The sequence below is a fragment of the Oceanobacillus limi genome, assembly GCF_900111445.1.
GTDB lineage: Bacteria > Bacillota > Bacilli > Bacillales > Amphibacillaceae > Ornithinibacillus > Ornithinibacillus limi.
The window spans coordinates 42,810-49,205 of the sequence record NZ_FOHE01000024.1; the positions used below are offsets into that span (position 1 = coordinate 42,810).

General features: G+C 33.6%; 7 protein-coding genes. 5 read left to right on the plus strand and 2 right to left on the minus strand.

Annotation, left to right across the window (positions count from 1 at the left end):
* Nucleotides 1–173: 173 nt before the first annotated feature.
* The gene (gene dnaN, locus BMX40_RS17835; protein ID WP_090872493.1) at nt 174–1,310 is read right to left on the minus strand and encodes a DNA polymerase III subunit beta; all 1,137 of its coding nucleotides are present in this window, start codon (nt 1,308–1,310) and stop codon (nt 174–176) included.
* Between the two features lie 186 nt (nt 1,311–1,496).
* On the minus strand, nt 1,497–2,843 hold the full coding sequence (gene dnaA, locus BMX40_RS17840; RefSeq protein WP_090872496.1) for a chromosomal replication initiator protein DnaA: 1,347 nt from the start codon (nt 2,841–2,843) through the stop codon (nt 1,497–1,499).
* A gap of 663 nt (nt 2,844–3,506) precedes the next feature.
* Here dnaA and rpmH point away from each other — a divergent pair.
* The 5 genes from rpmH (at nt 3,507) to BMX40_RS17865 (ending at nt 6,039) form a co-directional block, all read left to right on the plus strand.
* Nucleotides 3,507–3,641 carry a 50S ribosomal protein L34 gene (gene rpmH, locus BMX40_RS17845; RefSeq protein WP_090872498.1) on the plus strand — a complete coding sequence of 45 codons (135 nt, stop codon included), beginning with the start codon at nt 3,507–3,509 and terminating at the stop codon, nt 3,639–3,641.
* A 180-nt stretch (nt 3,642–3,821) separates the two neighbouring features.
* Nucleotides 3,822–4,163, plus strand: a complete 342-nt coding sequence (gene rnpA, locus BMX40_RS17850; protein ID WP_090872500.1) for a ribonuclease P protein component — start codon at nt 3,822–3,824, stop codon at nt 4,161–4,163.
* Between the two features lie 133 nt (nt 4,164–4,296).
* Nucleotides 4,297–5,067, plus strand: coding sequence for a YidC family membrane integrase SpoIIIJ (spoIIIJ, locus tag BMX40_RS17855; RefSeq protein WP_090872502.1), 771 nt, complete (start codon nt 4,297–4,299; stop codon nt 5,065–5,067).
* Nucleotides 5,064–5,678 (plus strand): RNA-binding cell elongation regulator Jag/EloR, encoded by a 615-nt coding sequence (gene jag / locus BMX40_RS17860; protein ID WP_090872504.1) that lies wholly within the window; start codon nt 5,064–5,066, stop codon nt 5,676–5,678. Before spoIIIJ ends, jag begins: the two co-directional genes overlap by 4 nt.
* Nucleotides 5,679–5,781: 103 nt before the next feature.
* On the plus strand, nt 5,782–6,039 hold the full coding sequence (locus BMX40_RS17865) for a hypothetical protein (RefSeq protein WP_090872507.1): 258 nt from the start codon (nt 5,782–5,784) through the stop codon (nt 6,037–6,039).
* Nucleotides 6,040–6,396: the final 357 nt, after the last annotated feature.

A 6,396-nucleotide genomic window follows, 5' to 3' on the forward strand; every position in this document is an offset into this window, starting at 1 on the left:
TATTTTACTAAAGTTTTCATGTTTATGGAAGGAAACACCTCATAAAGTTAAAAAAAGCTCTCAAAATTGCTTAATTTAATTTTTGTTGAAGAAAAATTCGTTTATTTTACTTTAAAGGAGAAAAAGAAAAAGCTCTTATCTTTCAACAAAATAAGAGCTTTCATCTTACATAATTAGTATGTTCGAACAGGTAAAATTAACTGTAAAATAGAATCGTCATTTTCTGGACGTATAATAAAAGGACGCATTGCACCAGTAAAATCAATGTTTACTTCATCAACTTCCATGGCTTTTAAGGCATCTAACATATATTTTGAACTAAACGATATTTTAAGCTCTTCTCCTTCAAAAGACTGAACAGTTATTTCTTCTGTTACTTTACCTACCTCAGGAGAATTACTGGAAATCTCAACAATATTATTTTCTAAAGTTGTTAAGCGAACAACATTATTATGTTCTTCTTTAGCTAGTAGAGAAGCACGGTCAATTGTATTTAGTAATTCTTTTGTATTTACATGAATGGTAGTTTTACTTTGTTCCGGGATTAATCTGGATGTTTCTGGATAATTCCCATCAAGAATTCGAGATAAGAAGATCAAATGTTTTGTTCGAAATAGAATTTGGTTATTGGTTACACTTATCTCTACCGTTTCTTCTGTATCATCTAATATTTTATTTAATTCATTTAAACTTTTACCAGGAATGACAACATTTAAGTCATTTATTCCATCTGCTTTAACTGTTATTTCACGTGATGCCAGGCGATGACTATCCGTAGCAGTAAAACTTAATTTATCCTGATTTAATTTAACATTTACTCCCGTTAGAATAGGGCGGGTTTCCATTGTAGAAACAGCAAATACAGTTTGTTTAATTAAACTTTTTAAAATATCAATCGGCATTTCAAAGCTATCATCCGTTTGAAGTTTAGGTAGATGGGGATATTCCTCCGCATCTTGTCCATTCAAGTTAAATTCTGCTTTTCCTGATCGAATAGTTACTTTTAAATTTTCATCTACTTCAAATTCGACTGTTTGTTCAGGAAGTTTTCTTACAATATCAGGGAAATATTTCGCTTGTAAGACAATACTTCCTTCCTCAATTTGTTCAACATTTACAATTCCATCCTCTTCGGCAGGAATGTAAGATTCAATAGATATATCAGAATTACTACCTGTTAATGTAATTCCATGGTTTTTCACTTCTATTTTCATTCCAGTTAAAATAGGAATTGCAGTTCTATTAGATATTGCTTTCATGACATCTTGAACACTTGCAATTAATTGATTGCGCTGTATGACAAATTTCATCAAAAAATCCTCCAATAGGGAAGTAATATATATTTATTATTTTTATAAAAAGATAGTAATAATAGTAATAGGGCTTGTGATTATGTGGATAACTATTATATCGCTATATTTGAAAAGGTTATCCACATGTGTATAAGTTGTATATAAATAGGTTTCTGTATCCACGCTATTCACATGTGGATGAATCTATAGCGATTTAATTTGTTCTTTAATTTCTTCAATTTCTTTTGCTAGAAGTTGATCATTATCCATCATTTTAGATACTTTTTCGTGTGCGTGAATAACGGTTGTATGATCGCGTCCCCCAAACTCTTCTCCAATCTTAGGAAGGGAAAAGTCAGTCATTTCTCTAGAGAGATACATGGCAATTTGTCTAGGAAAGGCGATGGACTTTGTTCGTTTTTTAGCAAGGAAATCTTCCATTTTCACACTGTATTTTTCTCCGACTATTTCCATAATACCTTTAATTGTTATCACTTTAGGTTTACTGCTTGGAATAATGTCTTTTAATGCATCTGCAGCAAGTGCAGCGTCTATATCTTGATTTACTAAAGAAGAATATGCTACGACACGGATTAATGCACCTTCCAGCTCACGGATGTTGGTGTCGATTTGATTTGCAATATATAGCATAACCTCATTAGGGATATCGAGTCCTTCTGCTTTCGCTTTTTTCGTTAGGATAGCGATTCTTGTTTCTAGATCAGGAGGAGTAATATCCGTTATTAGTCCCCATTCAAAGCGTGATCGTAGCCTATCCTCTAAAGTTGGGATCTCTTTTGGAGGACGATCACTAGAGATAATGATCTGTTTATTTTCCTCGTGAAGGGCATTAAATGTATGGAAAAATTCCTCTTGTGTTGATTCTTTACCTGCAATAAATTGAATATCATCAATTAGCAAAATATCAACATTTCGATATTTATTTCTAAAATTAATGGTTTTGTTATCCATGATTGCATTAATAAATTCATTGGTAAATTTCTCAGAAGATAAGTAAACGACCTTTGCATCTTTTTTGTGATCCCGCACGTAATGACCAATTGCATGCATTAAGTGTGTTTTTCCTAATCCTACTCCACCATATATAAAAAGTGGGTTATATGCCTTTGCGGGTGCCTCTGCAACAGCTAGTGATGCAGCATGAGCAAACCGGTTTCCAGACCCAATGACAAAAGTATCAAATGTATATTTCGGATTAAGCATTGTTTTACCAGTATCCTGTTGATCGTCGTTGGCCTGGGTAATTTTTTTGGGTTCAGGTTTAACATCTTCTTCATGAATTGAATCAGGTATTATAAAACGAATTGTCAAATTTGCACCTGTAATTTCCACTAATATAGTAGAAATTAATTGGGTATATTGTTCTTCTAACCAATCTCTCGCAAATTCATTAGGAGCACTAATTGTAATGGTATTTCCATCAATTGATTCTGCTTTTGTATTTTTTAACCAAGTTTCAAAACTAGGTTTACTAATCTTTTCTTCAATTTTACTTAAAGTTGCATCCCATAATTCTTCGATGTTTTCCAAGCCCTATTTCACCCCTTTCCTAAGATAATAATTAAAAAGGTAGTAATAATTTTTGATATAAAGAAATAATATAAAATATCTCGTCTATGAAAGGACGAAAAACCCTATCTTCGTTATTTCCTACATTCATGTAGTTCACGAAAGAAAAGGTATTGATCACATTTCCAAAAATACGATTGAATAGATAAAAAAAGCATGTGGATAGTTAATGCTGATGTTTCGTATTGTTCCAACTAGTTATTAGCATTATCCACATCTATGTTAATAAGCACATAAACAAGTATGTGAACAACTGTCCACATGTTATCCACATTGTGTGAATAACTTTATTTGTAGTTTTTGTTACTCACATAGTAAAACACAATTATAATACCAAAAAAAACCTCTTACTGCAATGTTTTTTCGACAGTTATCCACAAATTCCATCTGTTGTAGACAAAATCTATCCACACCACTATATTTTGTGATTAACTTGTTTACAGATGTTGTGGACAAAATTTTAGGAGAAAAAAATTAAAAACAATGTGTTGTGGATAATTTATCATGAAAGAAGAAGTTGACAGATGAGAGGTATATTCAGTATAATTACAAAGACTGTCTAATAAATAGACGTTTAAAATTGAAATTGGATTTTAAGTGTTCCTTTTGGGAGGTGCAAGATAAATGAAAAGAACGTTTCAACCAAATAACCGTAAACGTAAAAAAGTGCATGGCTTTCGTCAGCGCATGAGCACTAAAAATGGTCGTAAAGTTTTAGCTCGTCGTCGTCGTAAAGGAAGAAAAGTATTGTCTGCATAGGCCGCTGAATATATCAGTGGTCTTTTTTAACAGAATAGGAGAGATTTTTTCTTTCCTATCTTACATAACTTTAATGAATATTGTTGTAAGCAGTGGTTTAAAATGGAGAGGAATATATTTTGATCCGGCTGCTTACTTTTTTACATAATGGCTGTTCAAACAATAAGGTGATTGATAGAAATGAAAAAAGCATTCCGAGTGAAAGATAATAAAGAGTTTCAAGCTATTTTTAAATCAGGAAAATCTTTTGCAAACCGTCAGTTAGTTATTTACTATAGGGAAGTTCCAGATCAACAGCATTTCCGAGTTGGTCTATCTGTTGGTAAAAAAATTGGAAACGCCGTCACTAGAAATCGTATAAAACGATATTTACGTCAAGGGTTTCTCGAGTTAGAAGAAAATATAAAGAGTCATTATGACATTGTTATTATTGCTAGACGTCCGACAAAAGACATGGAGTTTTATGAGATTAAAAAAAGTTTGACGCATCTTTTAATGAAAGAACGGTTACTAAAAAAATAATCCAATTTCAGTTTAATATAGAATCTATTACGTGTTTCATGTAAAATGTAGATTGGATAGTTTTAAAATAAAACTTTTTCATATAGATAATAAAGAGAGAGTTGTTTTTGTATTAGTTAGGAGGAAACATAAATTGCGTAAAAAAATATTTTTGCTAGCAATGATGATCGGATTGGTAGCAATACTTTCTGGTTGTATGCAAATAGATGAACCAATTACACCGGAGAGTGAAGGAATATGGAATTCTTATTTCGTTTATCCGTTATCATGGTTAATAACGTATTTTGCTGAGTTATTTACACCAGTTAACTTCGGTCTATCTATTGTTTTGGTTACGATAATTATTCGTTTAGCACTTTTACCATTGAATGTTAAACAGTTGAAAAGCTCGAAAGCAATGCAGGATATTCAACCTGAACTAAAAGAATTACAGCAAAAATATAGTTCTAAGGATGCGAATACACAACAAAAGCTACAACAAGAAACGATGGCATTATTCCAAAAGCATGGTGTAAATCCGCTTGCAGGGTGCTTACCAATATTTGTTCAAATGCCAATATTAATTGCTATTTATCACGCGATTATGCGGACAACTGAAATTCAGACACATAACTTTTTATGGTTTGAATTAGGTGCACCAGATCCATATTTTATCTTACCACTAATTGCTGGTGGAGCTACTTGGTTACAGCAAAAGCTAATGATGGCTGGTAGTCCAGCTGCTCAAAATCCACAAATGATGGTAATGCTTTACGTTATGCCAATAATGATTGGTGTCTTTGCTATCTTCTTCCCAGCGGCATTAGCATTATACTGGGTTGTGGGGAATGTATTTATGGTCGTTCAAACGATTTTCATTCGTAAACCAATGATGAATGCAAGTAATGGAGGAGACAAAAAGTGAGACAAGTAACTGCTAGTGGACAAACGGTTGAAGAAGCGGTCCAATCAGCATTAGAGCAGTTAAACACAACAAAGGACCAAGTTGAGATTGACATTATTGATGAAGGAAAAAAAGGTCTTCTTGGTATATTTGGTTCGAAGCGAGCCTTCGTAAAAGTCACAGAAGTAAAAGATCAAGTACAAGAAGCAGAAGAGTTTTTAAAAAATGTAGTTAAAAATATGGGTGTTGAAGCTAATATTAGATCATCCATTGAGGACAATCACGTCACGATTGAACTTTCTGGTGAAAAAATTGCCTTATTAATAGGAAAGCGTGGACAAACCTTAAATGCACTTCAATATTTAGTTCACCTTGTTTTGAATAAGGAAGGGAATCACTACTATACAGTAACTCTTGATGCAGAAGGTTATCGGGACCGTAGAAAAGCCACACTGGAAACATTAGCTGAGCGAATGGCTGAAAAAGCAAAACGAATAAATAAAAAGGTTGCTCTAGAGCCGATGCCGGCATATGAACGTAAAATTATTCATAGTATGTTACAAGCTAGAGGCGATGTTACGACGTATTCAGACGGTCAAGAGCCTCATCGTCACATTGTAATCAAACCATAAAGAAAACCCTTGGAATTCGGTTCCAAGGGTTTTTTGTATGAATCCATTTTTTTATCCAATACTATTACTATAATTGTTGTGTTTTAAAGGAGTTATTATTAATATGAGTGACTTTTCAGGAGATATATTTCGTGGAGAGATTGATCAAACAACCAGTATATTTTATTTAAATCATGTAAAAAACCTTCATACGGCTTCGACATTATCGCAAAAACAAATTGTGAGTCTAATTGAATACTTAGAAAAACAATCTGATACATGTACGATAACCGTAAACGACCAAATTCCCATGCTATTGCAGCAGGAAGAGATAGAGCTCTTATTAAAGGAACTAAACGTAATACTACGCGAAATTGGATAAAAGTCTGATCACTAGTTAATGAGTATTCCGTATATAATGCGTCATAACTTTAGGTTGAGTTTATTTCAGCATCACCGACGTGATTTCCGATCCGGGCAGTCGCTTTCCGCGGGCACGGCCTCAGCTTCCTTGAAAATAAAAACCAATTTTCTTCGTGCGATGTATTGCTGACGAAGCCTTCCTTGTCCTCGGAAGCAAAAACCACTTCCTGCGGGATCTTCGGACACGTGCTGTTCCCGCAGGAGTCGACTGCCCTTCTCTCCAATCACTGTATTTGTTTTAACCATATAAACGATAAAAAAATTCATACTAGCGAAGGAAATTCACGGAGACTCCTGCGGGAAAGCGAAGACGATA

Coding starts and splice junctions, on each gene's coding strand:
- dnaN (WP_090872493.1), bottom strand. CDS start 1,310: ATGAAATTTGTCATACAGCGCAATCAATTAATTGCAAGTGTTCAAGAT.
- rpmH (WP_090872498.1), top strand. CDS start 3,507: ATGAAAAGAACGTTTCAACCAAATAACCGTAAACGTAAAAAAGTGCAT.
- BMX40_RS17865 (WP_090872507.1), top strand. CDS start 5,782: ATGAGTGACTTTTCAGGAGATATATTTCGTGGAGAGATTGATCAAACA.
- rnpA (WP_090872500.1), top strand. CDS start 3,822: ATGAAAAAAGCATTCCGAGTGAAAGATAATAAAGAGTTTCAAGCTATT.